General features: G+C 45.0%; 14 protein-coding genes and 1 pseudogene. 6 read left to right on the top strand and 9 right to left on the bottom strand.

Annotation, left to right across the window (positions count from 1 at the left end; all coding sequences use genetic code 11):
* Positions 1 to 6: 6 nt before the first annotated feature.
* Together ltrA and ACMAZD_RS05350 are read right to left on the bottom strand one after the other, a co-directional pair.
* The gene (ltrA, locus tag ACMAZD_RS05355) at positions 7 to 1,299 is read right to left on the bottom strand and encodes a group II intron reverse transcriptase/maturase (protein WP_435249317.1); all 1,293 of its coding nucleotides are present in this window, start codon (positions 1,297 to 1,299) and stop codon (positions 7 to 9) included.
* Between the two features lie 657 nt (positions 1,300 to 1,956).
* Positions 1,957 to 2,877, bottom strand: a complete 921-nt coding sequence (locus ACMAZD_RS05350) for a Tim44 domain-containing protein (RefSeq protein WP_435248825.1) — start codon at positions 2,875 to 2,877, stop codon at positions 1,957 to 1,959.
* Between the two features lie 196 nt (positions 2,878 to 3,073).
* Between ACMAZD_RS05350 and ACMAZD_RS05345 the strand changes: the two genes are divergently transcribed.
* From ACMAZD_RS05345 to ACMAZD_RS05335, 3 genes are all read left to right on the top strand, one after another.
* Complete coding sequence (locus ACMAZD_RS05345) at positions 3,074 to 3,664, top strand: TetR/AcrR family transcriptional regulator (protein WP_435248824.1); 591 nt, start codon at positions 3,074 to 3,076, stop codon at positions 3,662 to 3,664.
* 17 nt (positions 3,665 to 3,681) lie between these two features.
* Positions 3,682 to 5,556: an MFS transporter gene (locus ACMAZD_RS05340; protein WP_435248823.1), complete on the top strand. Its 1,875-nt coding sequence runs from the start codon at positions 3,682 to 3,684 to the stop codon at positions 5,554 to 5,556.
* Between the two features lie 162 nt (positions 5,557 to 5,718).
* A complete protein-coding gene (locus ACMAZD_RS05335; RefSeq protein WP_435248822.1) occupies positions 5,719 to 6,639 on the top strand; it encodes a YeiH family protein in 921 nt (306 codons plus the stop codon).
* Positions 6,640 to 6,794: 155 nt separating this feature from the next.
* Here ACMAZD_RS05335 and ACMAZD_RS05330 read toward each other — a convergent pair whose 3' ends face one another.
* From ACMAZD_RS05330 to ACMAZD_RS05300, 7 genes and pseudogenes are all read right to left on the bottom strand, one after another.
* Positions 6,795 to 6,959 (bottom strand): hypothetical protein, encoded by a 165-nt coding sequence (locus ACMAZD_RS05330; RefSeq protein WP_435248821.1) that lies wholly within the window; start codon positions 6,957 to 6,959, stop codon positions 6,795 to 6,797.
* Between the two features lie 156 nt (positions 6,960 to 7,115).
* Positions 7,116 to 8,546, bottom strand: a complete 1,431-nt coding sequence (menE, locus tag ACMAZD_RS05325) for an o-succinylbenzoate--CoA ligase (protein ID WP_435248820.1) — start codon at positions 8,544 to 8,546, stop codon at positions 7,116 to 7,118.
* 52 nt (positions 8,547 to 8,598) lie between these two features.
* Complete coding sequence (gene menC / locus ACMAZD_RS05320; RefSeq protein ID WP_435248819.1) at positions 8,599 to 9,606, bottom strand: o-succinylbenzoate synthase; 1,008 nt, start codon at positions 9,604 to 9,606, stop codon at positions 8,599 to 8,601.
* A 73-nt stretch (positions 9,607 to 9,679) separates the two neighbouring features.
* Positions 9,680 to 10,546: a 1,4-dihydroxy-2-naphthoyl-CoA synthase gene (gene menB / locus ACMAZD_RS05315; RefSeq protein ID WP_435248818.1), complete on the bottom strand. Its 867-nt coding sequence runs from the start codon at positions 10,544 to 10,546 to the stop codon at positions 9,680 to 9,682.
* A 102-nt stretch (positions 10,547 to 10,648) separates the two neighbouring features.
* Complete coding sequence (gene menH / locus ACMAZD_RS05310) at positions 10,649 to 11,449, bottom strand: 2-succinyl-6-hydroxy-2,4-cyclohexadiene-1-carboxylate synthase (protein WP_435248817.1); 801 nt, start codon at positions 11,447 to 11,449, stop codon at positions 10,649 to 10,651.
* Positions 11,450 to 11,458: 9 nt separating this feature from the next.
* Positions 11,459 to 13,183 (bottom strand): annotated as a pseudogene (gene menD, locus ACMAZD_RS05305) (2-succinyl-5-enolpyruvyl-6-hydroxy-3-cyclohexene-1-carboxylic-acid synthase).
* Positions 13,180 to 14,487: an isochorismate synthase gene (locus tag ACMAZD_RS05300; RefSeq protein WP_435248816.1), complete on the bottom strand. Its 1,308-nt coding sequence runs from the start codon at positions 14,485 to 14,487 to the stop codon at positions 13,180 to 13,182. The pseudogene menD and the gene ACMAZD_RS05300 overlap by 4 nt, the downstream one beginning before the upstream one ends.
* A 294-nt stretch (positions 14,488 to 14,781) precedes the next feature.
* Here ACMAZD_RS05300 and ACMAZD_RS05295 point away from each other — a divergent pair, with 294 nt between their 5' ends.
* The 3 genes from ACMAZD_RS05295 (at position 14,782) to ACMAZD_RS05285 (ending at position 18,331) form a co-directional block, all read left to right on the top strand.
* Positions 14,782 to 16,017: a pyridoxal phosphate-dependent aminotransferase gene (locus ACMAZD_RS05295; protein WP_435248815.1), complete on the top strand. Its 1,236-nt coding sequence runs from the start codon at positions 14,782 to 14,784 to the stop codon at positions 16,015 to 16,017.
* A gap of 330 nt (positions 16,018 to 16,347) precedes the next feature.
* Positions 16,348 to 16,932 carry a 5'-deoxynucleotidase gene (gene yfbR / locus ACMAZD_RS05290; RefSeq protein ID WP_435248814.1) on the top strand — a complete coding sequence of 195 codons (585 nt, stop codon included), beginning with the start codon at positions 16,348 to 16,350 and terminating at the stop codon, positions 16,930 to 16,932.
* Between the two features lie 55 nt (positions 16,933 to 16,987).
* On the top strand, positions 16,988 to 18,331 hold the full coding sequence (locus ACMAZD_RS05285; RefSeq protein WP_435248813.1) for an anti-phage deoxyguanosine triphosphatase: 1,344 nt from the start codon (positions 16,988 to 16,990) through the stop codon (positions 18,329 to 18,331).
* Positions 18,332 to 18,333 lie beyond the last annotated feature (2 nt).

Here is an 18,333-nt window from a genome sequence, read left to right as displayed (position 1 = left end):
GTCCTCTCACACCACCGTACAAGCGTGGGTCGCATACGGCGGTTCCGAATATACTTTCAGTGACTCGTACCCATCTCTTAATGAGTACAGCCCCAACCCCTCGAACCATTTTATTGGCATGGCGTGATTAACCTGTGGCGTTAAAGCTAGATGCCACCAACCCTTATCTGACATCGCTAGCTTCCACGCATTACGCTCCGTTACACCTTGTCGCTGTAACCATGTCGCTATGCTGTGTCTGCGTTTGCGCTGCTTTAGTCGGTAGCACCTTAGTCTACGCCGTATCCATTCATCTAAGCGCTGCATTGCACTTTTACGAACAGTAAGCTTGAAGTAGTGTTGCCATCCTCTTAGATATTGAGTTAACTCCGTGATTATCACCTGTAACTCTCGTCCTCGATTTCGCTTCGTTATCTGACGTACTCGCTTCTTCATTTGAGCTTGTGCCGTCTTCGATATCCCGATTGTTCCGTCTATCTGGAAGCGATGGCTTAGGTAAGTTCGCTTTGTCACTCTCGTTGCTGCACTTTTCTTACGGTTTACCGTCAGCTTTAGTTTCTGCTCCAAGAACTCCGTTATCGACTCTTTGACTCGATGAGCGGCTTCCTCACTACGCACGTAGATTTGACAGTCATCTGCATATCGACAGAACTTATGCCCTCTACGCTCTAACTCTTTATCCAGTTCATCTAATACAATATTTGATAGTAGCGGAGATAATGGCCCACCCTGGGGTGTGCCTCGTTGTCTCTGCTCAACTAGTCCATGTCGCATTATGCCTACCTGTAGGTATGACCTAATTAGCTTTAACACGCGTTTATCAGCAATATCTTGTGACAGCCTGTGCATTAGCCTATCGTGATTCACTGTATCGAAGTATTTTGCTAGGTCTATATCTACTACATAACCTCGACCCTCTCGGATGTAGCGACTGGCGGCCGCCAATGCATGGTGCGCACTGCGGTTGGGTCTAAACCCGTAACTATTGTCGGAGAACTTCGGCTCATAGATACATGACAGCACTGATGTGATTGCCTGTTGGACTACCCTATCAAGGACTGTTGGGATACCTAATTGCCTTACGCCACCACTAGCTTTGGGGATTTCTACACCAAGAACAGATTGAGGTTGATAGCTTCCATCCAGAAGAATCTGGCGAAGCTCTTGCCCGTTTGATGCCTGTCGAAGTCTTGAGATAGTGGCGTTGATGTCGAGCTTGTCGACTCCTGCACACCCTTTGTTCTTCTTCACGCGTCTAAGAGCTTGATTCAAATTGGTTGAAGAGCAAATTTGCTCCATCAACGAAGTTGAGGTCACCAAGACTCGCCCTCCTGTCTATGCCGACCATGCTTGTCATTCTTCGTATCCATGAGCTTTACTTGCGGTATTGCCCTTTGGGACGTAGAGATGAGTTTCATCTTGCTATGACTCCACATGATTGAGTGTCTAGTGACTGCTTCTTGATATATTCAGTTCAGGCCTTCCTTTGAGTTGTACATTCTCAAAGTACTATGCCTTCTGCTGACTTCTTATTGTCCATCACACAACATCACTGCTGTATTAGTCTCTATTGAGACAAACAATAAGATCTCCCGAGGTAAGGCGTTGTTCTTTCCCTTGGCTGTGCCTGATTTACCACTACACACTTCCCGTCGAGGCATTGGACTATTCTATCTATGGCTAGGTTGCCCAAGTTGTAATGGCCTACTATCAGATTTCTGTTCGTCACAACCAAGTTTTGCCATTTGCTTCCTTCAGATTTCACCTCACGGTGAACACCCTTGCATAGGCTAACGGTTCTCGCTCGACTGAGCCCGTAGAGGACTTTCACCTCCTAGATCAACGCCATGCTCGGCGCACCAAAAAAAACCCTGCTGATTTCTCAGCAGGGTTTTTCAATTATTGGGTATCATTCCTAATAACTACATCATATTGATGTTGAGTTAACTCTTGGAATTAACCTTGAATACCAACAATTAACCAAGGTGCATTGTCAGTTGTTAGGTCACGCTCTAAGTGCCAGATATCAGTGATATCTTCTTCAATGCCATCCGATGTATCACGGTAACGACCGCTAAACTGAAGGCTTAGCTGTGCTTTACTACCATCATGGTCAGCACGAACGATTTCAGCATCAACGTACATTACGTCTGTATGTTGCTCACCAGAAAGCTTATCACGCTCAGCTTTCAGGTCTTCGAATAGGCTTGGAGAAACGTATTCTTCAATCGTGTTTAGTTCGTTGTGGTTCCATGCACCTTGCAGTGTACGGTAGTGCTCACGAGAACCATTGATGAATGCCGCTTGATCAAAACCCGGTGGGTAGTTATGTGGAACATCGCTTTGTGCACCAAAGCCGAAACCACCAGCACTATTTGGCGAGTGAGGTTGTGATTGAGGCTGTGCTTGCTCGAAGTTGTGAACATTTGGCTGTTGCTTAGGTTGTTCAAACTTGTTCTGACCCATACCACCGAATGCTGGCTGTTGGCCACGTGCATTCTGCTGATTCATTGAGCCCTGTTTCGCACCCAACATTCCGCGTAGGAATTTGAACGCTAGGAAAGCAATCAGACCCATAATCAGAACATCCATAAACTGGATACCCTCAAATGCGCCACCAAAGAATGCAGCTAAAAGACCACCTGCAAGTAAACCACCTAGCAGACCGCCCATAAGGCCTTTCTTGCTAGAGTTAACTGCTGTGTTCTTACCCGTTTGATCTTGACGGATCGAATTCGTGTTTTGTTGTTTTGGTGCTGGAGCCGTTTTAAAGCTTTTGCCAAATGACTTACCACCACCAAACTTTTTCGCTTCCGCGATTGGCGTCACCGCGACTGTTACTAACAGGATCGCGACTAGTGAGAAAAATCGTTTCATTATTATCCTTTATAGGTTTTTTATCTTTCGACACCTTAATCATACTCGTTAACAAAGAACAATGAAATATTCACGGCGTTTACACATGTATCATAATATTGCGGTTATTAATTGTTTACTAATGTAGCTAAGGGATTGACGGCACTCTGAGGCAGCATTAAAATATTGAACGATGTTCATTTACTAGATACTACTCATGGCACGAAGAAACGATCACACTCGAGAACAACTGATTCAGCTCACCTTAAAGACGGTGACGGACTTCCTAGAAGAGCACTCTTATCACGAGTTAAGTTTACGCAAAATCGCCAATATGATCGGGTATGTACCAAGTACTCTAGTGAATGTGTTTGGTAACTATAACCTGTTGCTTCTGCACGTTGTTGCTCAAACACTAGACGAACTCGCCTCTGAATCCGCATCAGCCGTAGAGAAATCAAGCAACCCACAGCAAGCGTTATTCAACCTTGCTTATTGCTACCACGACTACGCTCAGAAAAATCCTCATCGCTGGCAGCTTATCTTCGAACACAACATGAATGGTGAAAACCTTCCTGAGTGGCAATCCAATCGAATTGATAAAATGACGGGCATGCTAGAACAATTATTAATGGCCATTGCGCCTGAACACACCGAAAGTGAAGTTGTGAAAGCAAGCCGTGTGTTATGGTCTGGTGTTCACGGAATAACCCTGCTGAGTGTTGATGATAAATTTTTCGCTTCTGAGCCTATTGATGGTAAAGAACTGATTAATAACCTAATCTCAAACTACCTCACCAACTGGTAATCATTGAAGGACAGATAATGAACAATGACAGCCAATCCTCGCTGTTAGCCCAAAAAAGGTTCCTACCCTATTTTATTACCCAATTTTTGGGAGCCTTTAATGACAACATCTTCAAAAATGTCCTGCTGCTCTTTGTTGCCTTCGCAAGCGTAGACACCTTGCCAATTTCCAGCAATTTGTTCATTAACTTGGCCGCTGGTCTTTTTATCTTGCCCTTCTTTCTCTTTTCTGCTTTAGCGGGCGTCTTGGCGGATAAGTACGAAAAATCTTGGTTCATTCGTAAGGTTAAGCTTCTTGAAGTCGTGATCATGTCACTGGGCGCTATTGGTTTTATCTACGAAAGCTACGCGATTCTGCTTCTATTACTGTTTTTAATGGGAACACAAAGTGCCTTCTTTGGCCCTGTAAAATACGCCCTACTTCCTCAGCAGTTAGAATCGAAAGAACTGGTTTCGGGTAATGCTTTGGTCGAGACGGGGACTTTCTTAGCTATTTTGATCGGCACCTTAGGCGCCGGAATCATTGCCTCAGAAGAGAATTCAAAGCTGATCGCCGCAGTCTGTATTGTGACGTTTGCGGTGCTCGGCTATTTAGCCAGTCACTTTATCCCTGAAGCGCCAAGCAATGCACCTAACCTAAAGGTGAAGTGGCAACCTATTACACTGACACGCCAAACGCTCGCGATTGCTAAGAAAGATCGACCTACGTTCCAAGCACTGATGGCAATAAGCTGGTTTTGGTTCTTAGGGGCGACTTATCTCACTCAGTTTCCCAACTTTACCAAGGTTTACCTAAACGGTACGGAAAGCGCTGTCGCATTTTTATTAGCACTGTTTTCAGTCGGTATTGCCATTGGTTCATTGGCTTGTGACAAATTATCCAACCACAGGATTGAGATCGGCATTGTTCCCATGGGCAGCCTAGGTATTTCTTTTTTCGGGTTTCTAATGGCCGTTTCGATACCAGATGCACTTCCTGAATTCGATTCGTTCAAAAGCTTCGTGTCTTACTCAGAATTATGGCCTCTATTTTCCTATCTACTACTGCTTGGCATGTCAGGTGGCATCTTCATCGTGCCTTTGTACTCTTTAATGCAGTTTAGAGCCAAACCCAATGAACGAGCGCAAGTTATCGCAGGTTTGAACATCTATAACTCACTGTTCATGGTGGGAAGCGCAATCTTAGGTATCGTCTTCTTGAGTGTTCTAGATCTTTCGATTCCACAACTGTTTGTGTTGCTCGCGGTTGGAAACACTTTAGTTATGCTTTACCTGTTCTGTCAGGTACCTATTTACGCTTTCCGCTTCTTTACGTGGGTGGTCACTCACACCATGTACCGTGTAAAGCATAAGAATCTTCACCACTTACCAGAGAAAGGTGGTGCGCTGATTGTCTGCAACCACGTAAGTTATATGGATGCATTATTGCTGAGCGCCGTTTGCCCTCGCTTGATTCGCTTTGTGATGGAAGAAGATTACACCCAATTACCGCCAATTAGACGCTTCTTAAAAAGAGCGGGGGTGATTCCAATCTCCGCAACGAACCGCAGATCGATTCGAAATGCTTTCAAAGAAGTAGAACGTGCCCTGCATGAAGGCCACATCGTGTGTATTTTCCCAGAAGGAAAACTAACTTCTGATGGTGAGGTTGCAGAGTTCATGCGTGGAATGGAACTGATTATCAAACGTTCTCCTGTATCTGTCATTCCAATGGCTCTCAAAGGTTTATGGGGCAGCTACTTCAGTCGTTACAAAGGCAGAGCGTGCAAAGGATTACCAACCCGCTTCTGGACGAAGCTAGAGATCGAAGCTGGGAAGCCGATTTTGCCGAAAGATACCTCTTGTGAAACATTGCGCCAGTCGGTTGCAGAGCTTCGTGGATCATTGCGCTAAGCAGAGCCATCCCAGACAACTCTCTAGCTAAATATTAGAGCATAAGAACAAGCGTTCAGTTTTACTTAACGTTTGTTCAATTCATTTAGACTTACTTACCATTGTGTTACGCGTATAGTCTTCCACTACGCTGCCAATACTAGACGCGACGACCTAAATATAATGAATCTAAAAAAGTCTGTTCCATTTTATCTTGCTGCTCTGTTTTGCTTAACCCCGTGGGTGAGTTCACCGACGGCACTCGTGATCGGTTTCCTGCTTGCGAGTTTAGGTTTAGTCCCTGAGCACCTAGAAGTAGGCAAACTCACCAAGAAGCTACTGGCCTACTCAATTGTCGGCTTAGGTTTTGGCATTCAGTTTGAAAAAGCACTGGCTGTAACAGGCGACGGTATCGGTTTGATTGTCACGACCATCATTGGCACGCTAGTGATTGGTTGGTTCTTAGCGAAACAAATGGGGCTGGATCGCACCACGGGTTACCTTATCTCTTCTGGTACCGCTATTTGTGGTGGTAGTGCCATTGCCGCCGTAGCACCAGCGATTAAAGCAGACGATGAACAAATTGGTTTAGCGTTAGCCACAGTATTTGTGTTGAACTCAGTTGCCCTTTTCTTGTTCCCGATGATTGGCCATGCGCTTGAGCTAAGTCAACAAACTTTCGGTACATGGGCGGCAATCGCAATTCATGATACCTCTTCTGTAGTCGGCGCAGCATCAGCATATGGCGAAGAAGCACTCACAACAGCAACAACATTGAAGCTAGCACGCGCACTTTGGATTGTCCCAATCGCTTTAGTCAGTGCGATGATCTTCAAGAACGATCAAAAGAAGATCACGATTCCTTATTTCATTTTCTTCTACTGCGCTGCTATCGCTGTTAGTGACTTATTGCCACAATTTGAGATGGTCTATCAAGGTATCTTTGATGTATCTAAGCGTGCGCTGGTAGTGTGTTTGTTCTTGATTGGTTGCGGTATTTCGGTTGAGAAGCTGAAAGCGGCAGGGCCGAAGCCACTGATGTTTGGTATTACAATGTGGACGATGATTTCGACAGGCTCATTAGCGTGGTTAATTCTCGCATAATGCACCTAATACGCCTATTACGCCTAATACGTAAAGAAGCACTGTAGATTGGTTCATGTGTTAACCAGACAAACAGATTAGCGAACGACAAAATAAAAAGGCAAAGCTCAAATGGGCTTTGCCTTTATCGTATATATTCATTGTGACAACAGTCATTAGTCAAACACGGGCTTTTCACTCTTTTGGCTCTCCCTTTTCATCAAAACAAGTACCAAAACCAACACAAATGCGGTGAGTTCAGCCAACGATCGCGTCAGTCCAGACGAAGTGACTGCTAGGCCTATCTGCAGTAAAACCGCAATGATGAGGGCAATTTTCATAATAATTCTTTATTCTATAATCCGTTATTTATAGCACTTATTATGATGGATGGTTATAAAGATAATAAATTCTGTTTTGAACTATCTAATTGCTAAATTAACTAACCGCCTCTCAATCTAGCAAACGACACACGCCTTCCAGAGGTCTTCGGCTTTTTAGTTCCTATGCTTCAATAACCAAGATGCCAAGCCTGGTCTCGATACTTTGATCCCCTGCTGTTCTTGCTCAGGCATCTGATAATACTCGATAGGAAATTTGAATCGCTCTAGGCTCCCTTGTAACTGTTCTGTAAACCACTCTTTGGTAGGCAGTTCATCACAGTCAACAATCGCAATCGGTCTAAAGCCAAATTCATTGTCTTCAACAGGGACTACAAAGGCTTGTTTAACTTGAAGTAATTGGTTGAGTGCTCGCTCAATTTCTTCACAGTGGATGTTTTCACCGCCGGAAATAAACTGGTTATCCGCTCGGCCAATAATCGACACTTGTTCGCCATCCCATTCACCGAGGTCTTTACTGTCGAACCAACCTTGCTCATCCACCAGAGGCGTTAAGTCTCCTTGATAGTAATAACCAGAAGCAAGTGTATTACCGCCAATATAGATGCGCTGATCTTCAATCTTCAATTGGCGGTGGTCGAGAACAAAGCCTGCCGTCTTGGTGCCATCGACGGGTTTCGCGGTCACTGTCGAAGCGGCTTCTGTCATACCATATCCAAGCCAAGTTTCGATACCCATTTGTTGAGCTTCAAGCCCTAGCACTTCTGGGATATGACTGCCACCCAACAGCACATGAGTTAAAGTAAGTGCTTGCTTACTTTGTAATAACCTATGGAGTTGAGTAGCCACTAAAGAGGCATGACTGCAACCTTCGATATCGGCTTCGAGCTTACCTTGACCTATTTTGATACAGCCACCAGCAGCTAACCAACGATGGACAATCGCTAATCCCGATACGTGGTACATCGGCAGACTAAGTAACCATGTATCAGCTTGTTTAAATTGGAAAACGTCGAGTAAGCCCTGAGCTGAACACAAGTGTTGCTGCAAGGTGTGCGCCACCGCTTTCTGATTTCCAGTAGAACCAGAAGTGAATACGATGCTCGCTAAAGATTGAGGATTAAAGTTAGGGTTTTGCAGGGTTGTTGGCTTGTCATCACCATCGACCTTAAGTTCGTTCAAGCAAGGTAACGTCACCAATATAGTCTTGAGGTCAACAGCATCAGAAGGATCTAACCCACAGCTATCTAATAGCCAAAGGTAACGTCTGTCTGACTGGCCAAAAAGGGATTGAAGCTTCTGCGTTAAACTAGCTGCTGGCTGAGGCATTGTAAACGCACAAACCACACCTAAATTTAAGGCTGCAAGATACACTGGAATCACTTCGGCTTGGTTCTTACCGACAATCGTCAGTGCATCACCTTCACGTAAACCTTGATGGGATAATTGTTGTTGGTACTCACTCACTAACACTGAGACTTGCAACCAAGTGTAAGCACGATTAGGGGTCACTAACGCTGTTTGATGTGGGTTCTGCTGCGCCCACTGTACCCAGATCGGGTGGTGAATAGATTGTGGGCGTATCATAAGATAACCAAAAAATAGATTGAAAACGGTCTAAGCCAAGCGAACAATCGGCCTAAGAAGACCAAATCAGTTGCTGCTGTGCAAGCGTTGAGACTGGAAGCTTGCAACCCGGCCAAGAGACTTCTAGCTGTTGCTGATACAAGCCAACCGTATCAAGTCCTGGAACTTCATTAGGCAAGTATTGTTGTGCTAATCGCGCAATCTGAGTTAAACCAAGACTAGACTCTATGCTTGAGCTTAGTACTGGTTTGATACCAAGTTGCTGCGCGCGTTCTATGATAGCCACACAACGCTCTACCGAACCAATTAGAGTTGGTTTAATCACTACCGCTTTAATACCCGTAAGGTCGCTGAGATTAAACTCTGGGCTTCTTACCGCTTCTTGTAGTGTCTCATCCCATGCAATCGCAACGCCATGGTCGATGGCAAATACCAAGCTTTCTTCTGGCTTCTGACAAGGTTCTTCAATAAAGCTAATACGTTGACGAAGTGAAGGCGCAATGTACTTGATGAACTGCTTAGCTTTTTCTGGCTTCCACGCACGGTTAGCGTCAAGCCTTAGGGTTAAATCAGGAATCGACTCAAGGAATAAGCTCACCAGCATGCCATCACGGATCGCTTCATAAAGGCCAACTTTTACCTTAGCAACCTTCTCACCTTTCATCTCATTGAGCACAGGGATCAACTCATCAGGGTCTCCCGTACACAAAGGCGCAGCTTGATAGTTACCTTCTGCGTTAAGGTCGCCGCGTAGTTCCATCTTCGCCATCGAAAAGCCAAACGCGACAGAAGGATATAACTCATCAAATGGCGTTTGAGGGTTATTGTGGCTCCAAAGCTCTAGTTCGTGTTGCAGTTGAATACCGGCTTGCTCGGCATCTTCTAGACTAAAACCTGGCAGAGGTGCAACTTCACCAAAACCAGTTTTACCCTCATACTCAAGTTGGATAATGTAACCAATTCGTTCGCTCAACTTATTATCACGAAGTACTACACCACTATCCATAGACAGTTGATAACGGTAGAGTTTCGCGTGACGCTGAGAATTCATTGAGTTCATAAGGTGTCCTAAAAATGGGAACATCAAAACAAAACGAGCCGCTATTTAGCGACTCATCCTGAAGAGGAAAAGGTTATGGGTTACGCGGAAATTTGTCAAAATCAGGACGACGTTTCTCGTTAAACGCATTGCGACCTTCTTGGCCTTCCTCTGTCATGTAGAACATCATGGTTGCGTTACCCGCCAATTCTTGAAGACCGGCTTGGCCATCACAGTCAGCATTGAGTGCCGCTTTCAAGCAACGCAGCGCCATTGGGCTGTGTTGAAGCACTTCACGGCACCAACGAACCGTTTCTTTTTCTAGATCAGCAACAGGTACGACTGTGTTTACTAAGCCCATGTCCAATGCCTCTTGAGCATCGTAGAAACGACACAAGAACCAGATTTCACGCGCTTTCTTTTGGCCAACGATACGAGCCATGTAAGAAGCCCCCCAACCGCCGTCGAATGAGCCTACTTTAGGACCCGTCTGACCAAATTGCGCGTTTTCAGCTGCAATGGTAAGGTCTGCCATCATGTGAAGAACATGACCGCCACCGACTGCCCAACCCGATACCGCTGCGATAACCGGTTTTGGACAAGTACGAATTTGACGTTGGAAATCAAGCACGTTCAGGTGGTGTGTACCTGAATCATCTTGATAGCCGCCGTAGTCACCACGGATACTTTGGTCACCACCAGAACAGAACGCCTTCTCACCAAGACCCGTCAAAATGATCACGCCAACCTTCTCGTCATAACGAGCATCAGCCAGTGCATTGATCATCTCTTTTACGGTTTGTGGACGGAACGCATTGTGGACTTGAGGGCGCGCAATCGTAATTTTCGCAATACCGTCGTCAGACTTGTGGTACTGAATATCTTCAAAATGACTGCTTTCATCGCGCCAGTTAACTGCTGCGTAAAGTTCTTCTTCTGTGATACCTACTGTTTTAGCCATGGTGATTCCCATTGTTCTATTAGAGACCACGACTAACGAATAGTCGTGACGGTGTTGCTCTGCTTTTGATAGTGCTTGATACGAGAGAACCGCTCAGTCAGTTTAGCGACGACTGGCGATACATTGGATGATCAGGTTTGAAAACAGTTCTGGTTGTTCGAAATGAACATTATGACCAGCGTAATCGACCTGACTATATTCAAAGCCACTATTCTCAGCTAGATTCATGAATTTACGATCTTTTTCACCACACACATAATGCAATTGATGCTCATGAGATTTCAATGTGGCACGTAAATCCGGTTGCTTAGCTAACGAAGTAGATAACAACATATTTGCTACGGATACTCCAAGGTTACCACTACGCTTTATGACCAAAGTTTGTCTTTGCTCATGATTTAGTGAAGAAAAGACGCTTTGTTGATACCAATCGTCTAAAACATCTTCAATCGACTGCTGTGCAAAGCGGACAGCCCACTGCGTATCATGTACTAACCGTTGTGCTCGTTCTTCATCACGCTCCAGACCAAAGTTACCACCTTCAATAATGACTTTCTCTAGGTTGAGTGTTTCGAAGCAAGGGCTTGTCACCCCATACATGGCAAGCCTGCCTCCCATAGAGTAGCCAATCACCACGATAGGGTAATCTGCAGGGAGATCATTAAGAGCAAGTTGAGAAGTGATGCACTGAACGATTTTCTTGCAGCAATGATCAAAGCCTACCGGATCGATAAAGCGACTTTGTCCGTGCCCAGGCAAATCTATGCAAAGACGAGGAAAATCCTTTAGATATGGATGACATGCGCTCCAATCATCCCCGCTTCCGAGTAAACCATGTAGAAAAACAAGCAAAGGTTTATCAGAAGATTCTTGTACCGCTGGGTAATAATTGGAGTAAAGCATGTAAAGTCCTTAGGCTAATGCCTCAGTGAGCATTGAACTGAATTGTTTCAGCAAAGTAGACGCTTGTTCGGGAGGCGTCTTAACTTCAACGAGCAAGGTACCCTGACCCTGTTCGAAATGTTGTTCGATAATTGTTTGATAGCAATTCAAAGTTTCTGGCGCCGCATAACCAAGCTGGAATTGCGCAGCGGCATGTTCAAAATCGAAACCATGGGGCATTTGATATAGAGATTGTTTTTGTTGCTCAGGAACGGGCAACAAGTCAAAGATCGCACCACCATCATTGTTGGTCACAACAATAACCGTCGGCGTTGCATTGTGAGTAAGCAGAGCCAGAGAGTTGAGGTCACACAACAAAGAAGTATCACCAATCAACATCATCAACGGATTCTGGTTGGCTTTCACCACACCCGCAGCCGTCGCCACCAAGCCATCAATGCCCGATGCGCCACGATTACTGTAAACTTGATTCGCAGATATTGATGACAGCATATCCACCAGCCTTACCATCAAGCTATTTCCCACAAATAGCTCTCTGTCTTTAAGTCTAGCCGACAAGTCAACTGCAACGCTCAGCTCGGTCAGCTGGTCATTATTGGATATTTGCGCCAACGCCAATTGTTGAACCGTCTTCGCGATTTCGACCAAAGGTACCGCCCAACCTGCATGTTGACCTAATAAGGTGGGTAAATGCTGCTCTGACACCCATAGCTCGATATCAGCAACGATATGGGTTTGAGGCAAATGATCTTGGTTGATTCGGTGCGAATCCGGTGACACAACGATGTATTGTGATGAGCAGAATGATGATGCTTGCGACTTTATCCAATGATTAAGGCGCTTAGAAACAATGCGCTCACCGAACTGAAGGATAAAGTCACATTGGTTGAGTTGTTCTTTCGCTACGCCACTCTGCATCCACAGATCATAATGTTTCCAATCACTGGTGACACCTGATTGAGGGTCACAAAAAACTGGCCAGCCTAATGTTGTGGCAAACTGCTGAGCTTTTGTCGCCGCTTCATTATCGATAGAACCAATAATCACCGCGCCTTTATGCGCAACGTAATCTCCCGGCGCGACTGGCTGTGTATTCAAACGGTTAGCCAAGTAGGTATTGGAATACGGGCTTGTCGAAGTTTTCCATCCTGCAATACTGGCCGTGTAATCAGCATACATTTCAGCACTGTTCGCTGAATATAGAGGTTCTGGAAACGGACAGTTAATATGAATCGCACCACCAACATTACGTTGTTTCGCCAGCGCGTTATCAACTGATGTCAGTAGCCAGTTCAAAGAAACTTGTGTACTCGGGCTTGGTAGGTTTAAAGCACTTTCAACATGGGAAGAAAAGATACCATGCTGCTGAATCGCTTGATTAGCACCACAATCGACCAAATCGATGGGTCTATCAGAGGTCAGCAAGATCAGTTTTTCTCGTGTCAACCCAGATTCAGCCGTCGCAGGAAGCAAATTTGCGACAGCAGTACCAGAGGTAACAATCACGGCAACTGGCTTATCGCTGGCTTTTGCTCAACCTAGCGCAAGAAAACCAAGCCCACGCTCATCAAAGTGCGTGTGTAAGGTTAGCTTAGGGTTGGCTTCAGCTTCGAGTGTTAATGGTGTTGAGCGAGAGCCAGGTGCGATGCAAACATGTTCAACACCGCTGCGTGCAAGCTCTTCAAGTAATGTGTGACACCAAACTCTATTTAATACGGCTTGGTCGTGGTTCATGACGCCACACCCAGGGGTGGATGATCTGAAATTAGGCTGAGCAGAGTCGACATCTTCTTGTCCAACTCTTGCCACTCATGTTCAGCAACAGATCCCGGCACGATCCCCGCACCCGCAAACAGTTGTACTTGATCGTTTACAACCAAGGCACTACGAATCGCGACACAGAATTCAGCGCGTTGATGGCTAATATAACCAACAGAGCCTGCATACCAACCTCTTGAAAAAGGTTCATGTTCAAGAATAAAATCCATCGCTTCTTTACGAGGTAATCCCGCAACGGCCGCTGTTGGTTGTAATGAAGCCAGCAACTGGACACCATTAACACCAGTATTGAGTTGAGCGTGAATATTACGCTTAAGGTGCTGCACCTTCCGCAAACGCACAAGTCGCGCCTCTTTTTCAACGTGGACCGTTTGAGAATGAGGAGTGAGACGTTCAATGATATCGTCAACCACATATTGGTTTTCATTGAGGTTTTTACTATCTTGAGAAAGCCAGTTGGCTAACTCCATATCTTCTGTCGCATTTTCTCCGCGACCAATAGTTCCCGCTAACGCTTCAGTATCAAGCTCTGTGCCATATCGACTGTACAAACGCTCTGGCGTTGAGCCGATAAAGCTGTGTTTGGAATCTAATACCAACATAAAGTGAAAACTGTGGTGGTTTTGTAGGTAGCTGGCCTTGAGCAACTGAGCCGCGCAGATTGGCGCATCCAATTGCAATGTGGTTCTACGAGCTAATACGACTTTCTTATATTCTTCGTCGCTGATGCCCTGAAGTACTCTATCGACCAAATTGCCCCACTGTTCTCGTTCTGGAACATGGTTAATCTGCTCAATGTGCGCCGACAAAGGAGCCAAAATCGCCGCATCTACAGAGAGCTTATTCAAAGCATTAATGGAAGCAACGCGATCAGGAGACAAATTAACCGCTAGCGACCAAGTGTCGTCAAAACGAATTAATTCAACCTGAGGAAGGAAGAAAAACGATTCCATGCAACGGGGGTTCTTCGCGGTATGTCCATCAAATGAACGTCCACCCCAAATTCGCTGGTCTTCACCAAGAATCGCATACGCGGGAGCAGGATCGGAGAAAGTGTGCAATTGACCGAGCGCGACCACTTCTTCACGAGTGTCGCGTGACTGCCAGTACAACTTTGGAAAGAGCGGTTGAGCATGAAGCCATTCAATAAATGCAAACGATGGTTTTTGCGTTAAAACTTCAACACAGCGAATTTCATTTGTTTGGGCATTTTGTACTCGCTCAATCAAAGCGGAGATAGTTTGCTGGAAATATGACAAGCTAACCTCGTTCACATCTAAATTATTATTATAGTAGTTTGATACTTAATGAAGAGTGCCGACTCAGATCAAAAATGTACGATATCTTTTGAACATTCGTGTGATTTTAAGCGATCCAGCCTATTTATTCATATTAGCTAATAACAAAGAAAGCGATTAATTAAAATTTAGAAAAGAGTGACAAAAAAGACCAAACGTGACACTGAAATGCGACATTCATCAGATTTTTATTCTATCAAACCCCGTTTTGCGGTACTTTAATAAAGTATTTAAATTAATTTCAGGAAATCGGCAATGCAAAATATCGGGATGTCGTCAAAACTCAACAGCGTATGCTACGAAATCAGGGGGCCTGTACTCAAACATGCTAAGCGTATGGAAGAAGAAGGGCATAAAATACTGAAGCTCAATATCGGTAACCCCGCCCCATTTGGTTTTGACGCCCCTGATGAAATCCTTGTTGACGTAATCCGTAACCTACCGACATCTCAAGGTTACTGCGACTCAAAAGGCATCTATTCAGCCCGCAAAGCAGTTGTTCAGCACTACCAGAAAAAAGGCCTACGTAACCTTGATGTAGAAGACGTTTACATTGGTAATGGCGCATCAGAGCTTATCGTTATGTCTATGCAAGCGCTACTGGATAACGGTGATGAAATCTTAGTTCCCGCTCCAGACTACCCACTGTGGACTGCATCTGTCGCGCTTTCTGGTGGCACACCTGTTCACTACATGTGTGATGAAGATGCTGATTGGTATCCAGATCTAGACGATATGCGCGCGAAAATTTCACCAAAGACACGCGGCATTGTACTGATCAACCCAAACAACCCAACGGGCGCTGTTTATAGTCGCGACTTCTTACTTAAAGTGGTTGATATCGCTCGTGAGAATGACCTGATCATTTTTGCCGATGAAATCTACGACAAGGTGCTTTACGACGGTGCAGTACACACTTCAGTCGCAACGCTAGCTGAAGATGTACTCATGGTGACATTCAACGGTCTGTCTAAAGCTTACCGTGTATGTGGCTTCCGCGGTGGTTGGATGTTCTTAACCGGTCCAAAACATATTGCGAAAGGTTATGTCGAAGGGTTAGAGATGCTCGCCTCGATGCGTTTGTGTGCCAACGTACCTATGCAGCATGCAATCCAAACTGCACTGGGTGGCTATCAAAGTATCAACGAACTGTTGCTGCCCGGCGGTCGCTTACTTGAGCAACGTGACCGAGCATGGGAACTGATCAACAAGATTCCAGGTGTCTCTTGTGTGAAACCTAAGGGCGCGATGTATCTGTTCCCTAAGATTGACACCAACATGTACAATATCAAAGACGATCAGAAGTTTGTGCTCGACTTCCTTAAACAAGAAAAGGTGTTATTGGTTCAAGGTACTGGCTTCAACTGGCCGAAACCGGATCACTTCCGTATCGTAACTCTGCCGCACATTGAAGACCTTGAAGTTGCCATTGGCCGTCTTGAGCGCTTCTTGCAAACTTACAGCCAAGACGATCTCATCGAGGCTAAATAAACACTACGAGAGATGGCTACAATTTGCTGTTTTAAAAGGCTTTAACTTGTAATCAATCACTTCTATGCTTAAAAGGCTCCTGTTTAGGAGCCTTTTTTGTATCCTCTGTCTCGTGCAGTTTGTAACAAACACAAGGTACGAGTGGAGTATTGTTTATACCAATCACAGTAAGTAAGTGTTCAGAAATAGCGCAGGAAAAAAACTTAAGAACAAGGCAGAATTTTTTGGTAAGTAGTTATTCTACAATCAAAAATTCTAACAAAGTTATCGAGTTTTTTAACAAGCTAGGATGACCAGTTATTTACTACGATTGGTACTATAAGGACACTTATGAAACAGAGCCATTTCTTCGCCCATCTCGCACGCATGAAGCTTATCCAGCGCTGGCCGCTGATGCGATCAATCTCAAGCGAGAACATTTCAGAACATAGCCTGCAAGTGGCTTTCGTCGCACATGCCTTGGCATTGATTAAAAATAAGAAGTTTGCTGGCCAACTCAACCCCGAGCACATTGCCTTGCTCGGTATGTACCATGATACCAGTGAGGTACTGACTGGTGATTTGCCAACTCCAGTTAAATACTACAACCCAGACATTGCTCTGGAGTATAAGAAAATCGAGGCCGCAGCAGAACAAAGGTTACTTTCTATGTTGCCGGAAGAGTTCCAAGAAGATTTCGCCCCTTTCTTAATATCTGGAACAGCAAGCAAAGAAGAACAAAGCATCGTCAAACAAGCCGATACCATCTGTGCTTACCTCAAATGCCTGGAAGAACTCAGCGCTGGAAACCACGAATATGAACAGGCCAAACGCAGGCTCGAAGAAACACTATCACAACGCAAAAGTCCGGAAATGGATTACTTTCTGACAACATTTGCACCCAGTTTCGAATTATCACTAGACGAAATCAGCTAGCTAGGTATAAGTTGAGCGTAATTATCTAAATAAAATCAATTTGATAGGTACTATTTTGACTTCTCCAATCGAACCACCATTTGTACTCGAGCAAGAATGGCAAGATCGAAACAACGATGAGCATAAGATCAGAAGAGACGATCACCGTAGCCCATATCAACGCGATCGTGCTCGCGTGCTTCACTCAGCAGCGTTTCGTCGTCTACAAGCGAAAACGCAAGTGCATGGCACCACAGTCAATGATTTTCACCGTACCCGATTAACGCACTCACTAGAGGCAGCTCAACTTGGTACGGGGATTGTCGCTCAGCTAAAGAAAAAACATCCTGAGTTTCGTGAATTGTTGCCTTCAGACAGTCTGATTGATTCACTGTGTTTGGCTCACGACATTGGCCACCCACCTTATGGACACGGCGGTGAAGTCGCGTTGAACTATATGATGCGTGATCACGGTGGCTTTGAAGGCAATGCTCAGACGTTCCGAATAGTGACACAGTTAGAACCCTACACTGAGCATCATGGAATGAACCTATCAAGACGCACCCTACTCGGTTTGATCAAATATCCATCGCTATTAAGTGAAGTTCAATCGCAATCTCAACATCAACCCGTTAAGCACCAACGACAACTGCGTGCCAAAGATTGGATGCCAGCGAAAGGCATATACGACCATGATGAAGAGTTGTTCAACTGGGTGCTTGAGCCACTTTCAACCAATGACCAACAGCTACTAAAACAAAAAAGAAAGTCACACACCGAGCCTCTTGAGCACAACAAAACCAAGTACAAATCACTCGATTGTTCGATCATGGAACTGGCTGACGACATCGCTTACGGCGTACACGATTTAGAAGATGCAATTGTGCTTGGCTCAGTAACTAAAGCGCAATGGGTTGAATCTGCTTATCCTCAATTGAAAGAGGTAGCTGATCCTTGGATTTGTGAGCATTTAGACTCGATTACTGAAATGCTTTTTTCGGGTGAGCAATATCGTAGAAAAGATGCGATAGGTGGGATCGTCAACGCACTACTCACCAGTATTTCTATCAAACCCGTTGATACAGCGTTTGAGAACTTTCTGCTGGCTTATAACGCTTTTCTTGAGAAGAGCATGGATGCCACATTGGATAGGCTTAAGCGCTTTGTCAGCGAATTTGTAATCCAAGTTCCACAGGTTCAGGTAATCGAATACAAAGGTCAACAGATCATCATGGACATGTTTGAGGCCTTCAGTGCAGACCCTGAACGTTTGTTGCCACTGCCAATCAAGAAGCAATGGCTGCTGCATGAAGATGAATCGAGAAAGATGCGCGTGATCGCCGATTACATCTCATCAATGACCGATGACCTTGCGCAAAAAATGCATCAGCAATTGTTCTCGGCTCATACTGAGTTTTAATT

It is taken from the genome of Vibrio sp. nBUS_14, from assembly GCF_051201655.1.
Classification (GTDB): domain Bacteria; phylum Pseudomonadota; class Gammaproteobacteria; order Enterobacterales; family Vibrionaceae; genus Vibrio.
Note: the sequence above shows the minus strand (reverse complement) of the source record. Positions and strands in the feature narration are given on the sequence as shown.